The sequence below is a fragment of the Arthrobacter agilis genome (genome assembly GCF_002953615.1).
GTDB classification, from domain to species: Bacteria; Actinomycetota; Actinomycetes; order Actinomycetales; family Micrococcaceae; genus Arthrobacter_D; species Arthrobacter_D agilis_B.
Window position 1 is genome coordinate 3350523 of record NZ_CP024915.1, and the last position, 2920, is coordinate 3353442.

4 protein-coding genes are annotated in these 2920 nt (G+C 67.9%); 3 read left to right on the plus strand and 1 reads right to left on the minus strand.

Annotation, left to right across the window (positions count from 1 at the left end):
* Positions 1–619, minus strand: a 619-nt coding sequence (locus CVO76_RS16455) for a GNAT family N-acetyltransferase (RefSeq protein WP_208740156.1), incomplete at its 3' end; no start/stop codon positions are given.
* A 292-nt stretch (positions 620–911) separates the two neighbouring features.
* Here CVO76_RS16455 and CVO76_RS16460 point away from each other — a divergent pair.
* The 3 genes from CVO76_RS16460 to CVO76_RS16470 all read left to right on the plus strand — a co-directional run.
* Positions 912–1739 (plus strand): aldo/keto reductase, encoded by an 828-nt coding sequence (locus CVO76_RS16460; protein WP_208740157.1) that lies wholly within the window; start codon positions 912–914, stop codon positions 1737–1739.
* 125 nt (positions 1740–1864) lie between these two features.
* Positions 1865–2497: a Rho termination factor N-terminal domain-containing protein gene (locus tag CVO76_RS16465; RefSeq protein WP_208740158.1), complete on the plus strand. Its 633-nt coding sequence runs from the start codon at positions 1865–1867 to the stop codon at positions 2495–2497.
* A gap of 128 nt (positions 2498–2625) precedes the next feature.
* Positions 2626–2920, plus strand: a 295-nt coding sequence (locus CVO76_RS16470) for a TSUP family transporter (RefSeq protein WP_347876213.1), incomplete at its 3' end; no start/stop codon positions are given.

The following is a 2920-nucleotide window of genomic DNA, read 5'->3' on the forward strand; positions in this document are numbered from 1 at the left end:
CGTCCCGCAGGCTCGCTTCGAGCCTGCGGCGCTGGTCCGCGGGCAGCAGCGCCCGGTACTGGGGGAACTCGGTGAGGAACGCGCGGACCCGCGGGCAGTAGGGGACGACGGCGATGCGCCGCTTGTGCGCGTTCAGCAGGACCTCCCGGACGAGTGCCGGCTCCACGTCGACGGCGTCGAAACGCGGGTCGACGACGGCCTGGATCAGCACCGCGTGTGAGCCCTTCATCTCGTACTTCACGTGGCCCACCATGGTCCCGTCGCTGAAGAGCTCGAACCGCGAGAACAGCGCGTTGTCACGGAAGCCGCTGCGCGCCCTGACCGGGGCGGTGCGGGCCTCGGCCTGCACCTCCCGCCGCTCGATCTCCTCGACCAGCAGCTCGTACCGGTGCAGGGCTTCCATGGGCGGGAAATCGCGGTCGAGCAGGCGGTAGGCCTGGTTGCACAGGACCCGCAGCTGCCGGGTGGACACGACCGTGAGATCGTCGGGAAACTCCGACTCCTCGACCCGGGGAGTCGGACTGGGGGAAATCCTCGGGAACGCACCCCACGCGGACTGCTCCGGCTCGGCAGCCTGGACGGACTGCGGATGGGAATCGACAAGAAGGGAAGTTTCCATGATCAGCTCCACGATGGTGGTTCGATGGCCCGCTGCTAGGCCCTGCCAGAGACTATAGGCCCATTCTTTCGGGATGTGAAATTAAGTACCCTTACTACTTCTCCCCGGAACAGGTCGCCGCCGCACGGCCGGCCTTGAACCGATCTTGAGGATTCCTCCGGCCTACCTTGATCCGTTCGAGACCGAAACGAAATCATTCCCCTGCCCTCCGAGGTCGGGGACCGCGTGTTGACGACGCCGAGGCCGTCGGTGGAGGCTGGACCGACACCACCCCTCGAGCAGGAGCTCCACCATGGCACTCGCCCCCACCGTCCAGCTGCGCGGCGGCGCGCACCTCCCCCTCCTCGGACTCGGCACCTGGCCGCTCGACGACGACGAGGCGGCGGAGACCGTCAGCCTCGCGATCGACACCGGATACCGGCTCATCGACACGGCGGAGAACTACCGCAACGAGAAGGGCGTGGGTGAGGGCATCCGCCGCTCGGGCGTCGCCCGCGACGAGCTGTTCATCACCACCAAGTTCAACCGCGAGCACCACAGCAAGGACGGCGTCCGACGGGCGTTCGAGGCGAGCGCCGCACTGCTGGGCCTCGACTACGTGGACCTGCTGCTCGTCCACTGGCCCAACCCCGACCAGGGTCGCCATGTCGAGGCAGTGCAGGGCATCGCGGCGCTGATGGAGCAGGGACTCGTACGGGCCGTCGGGACGTCCAACTACAAGCCGGCACACCTGCAGCAGGTTCTCGACGCCGGGATCGTGCCCGACGTGAACCAGATCCAGCTCGACCCCCAGCGGCCCCGCATCGAGGAACGCGCGTTCCACAACGAGCACGGCATCGTGACGGAGTCCTGGAGCCCGCTCGGCCCGGGCAGCGGACTGCTGGACGACGCCGGCGTCGTCGCGATCGCGGAGGCGCACGGCAGGACCCCCGCACAGGTGGTGCTGCGCTGGCACGTCCAGCAGGGCATGGTCGCCATCCCGAAATCGTCCAACCCGGAACGGCTCGCGCAGAACCTCGCCGTCTTCGACTTCGAACTGTCGGGAGAGGAATTGGCCCGCATCTACAGGCTCGACACCGGCGAGGCCGAGATCGTCGATTCGGACACCTTCGGCCACTGAGCCGGGCTCGCCCGTTCTCCTTGACACCGGCCCCGGTCGCCGGGAAAGTGATAAGCACGCTTAGTTCTTCGTGCCGACCGGACCTGCCGATCTGCGCGGGAGCATCGACCGGAAGGAAGATCAGCATGGCGGACGAACCCGGGAATCAGACCCCGAACACCCGCGAGGTCAGTGAGACCGAACTACGCGGGATGACGGTGGACGAGCTGCGCAAGGAGGCCAGGGAGGAGGGACTGCCGGGCACCTCGGGGATGCGGAAGGACGAACTCGTCGATGCGGTGGCCTCGGCCCGGCAAGACTCCACGGACGGCCCGTCCGGGGCCGGCGGCGACCGGTCCCGTTCCGAGGAGGAGGACACCTCCGCGGAGGTGGGTGCCGGCCCGGACGGCGGCCGGATCCGCACAGGATCCGAGACCTCGAAATCGCTGAAGTATTCGCAGGAGATCACCTCGCCCGACGAGGACCCCGAGCGGGAGGGCCGCAGCCTGGCGACGACACACCACGAGGTCATCAAGCAGTGGGCCGAGTCGCGGGACGCCCGTCCAGCGACCGTCGACGGGACGGAACACGGTGACCACCTCGGCGTCCTCCGCTTCGATTTCAACGAGGACACCGACAAGCTGCGCCACGTGAGCTGGGAGGAGTGGTTCCGGACATTCGACGAGCGCCGGCTGAACTTCATCTACCAGGAGCAGCGCAAGGACGGGAAGCAGTCGAACTTCTTCATCCTCGAGAGTCCCGACCGCGAGGACGCCTGACGCACCATCCGGTCCGGGTCGGTCCGCAGGGAAGGGTGACCAGGCATATCCTTGGCCTGGTGCCCTTCCCGCCGCGCATCCCGATGCCCTGAATCGGCGGACACCTCCCATCACCGAGAGGACCCCGCTTGCTCGAGATCGCCGTGATCCTGGCCGCCGGCTTCTGGGCCGGAATGATCAACGTCGTCGTCGGCTCCGGCACCCTGGTCACCTTTCCCACCCTCCTGCTCTTCGGCTACCCTCCGATCGTCGCGAACATCTCCAACAACATCGGCCTGGTGGGCGGCGGTCTGTCCGGATCGTGGGGCTACCGCCGCGAGATCGCCGCGAACAAGCGCCTGCTCCTGCGGCTCCTGCCCCTCTCGGTCCTCGGCGGGCTCGGCGGGGCGCTCCTGCTGCTCGTCCTGCCGGCACAGGCCTTCC